Source organism: Methylobacterium nigriterrae (assembly GCF_037106235.1).
In the GTDB taxonomy this organism is placed as follows: domain Bacteria; phylum Pseudomonadota; class Alphaproteobacteria; order Rhizobiales; family Beijerinckiaceae; genus Methylobacterium; species Methylobacterium nigriterrae.
The window spans coordinates 1-300 of sequence record NZ_JBAWTG010000701.1; the positions used below are offsets into that span (position 1 = coordinate 1).

Sequence of the window (300 nt, forward strand, 5' to 3'; positions counted from 1 at the left end):
GGCCTGCACCCAGCCGGCGACGTCCTTTCCGAGAGCGAGACCGTCCTGAGCCGAGAACTGGTAATGGACGCAGGCGTAGATGCGACTCTGGGCATCCTCGGCGGCCGCGTCGGCGAAGCGGTCGAAGTGCCGCGTCACCCCCGGCAGCTCGGCGCTCGTCGCCGAGAAGGACATGTTGCCGTAGAAGGATTCCCTCACGCGCGCCGCGGCCCCGGCGACGACGGCGGGCCCCGACGGGTGCTCGGGATGGCTCGGGGTCGGCAGGAGCGGGAGCCAGTCCGGATCGGCCGTGGTCGCCGC

Annotated in this window: 1 protein-coding gene; it reads right to left on the bottom strand. The window is 72.3% G+C overall.

Going from position 1 to position 300, the window contains the following annotated elements:
- The coding region (locus WDW90_RS38790; protein WP_488803332.1) for a phosphatase PAP2 family protein at positions 1-300 on the bottom strand (300 nt) is incomplete at both ends.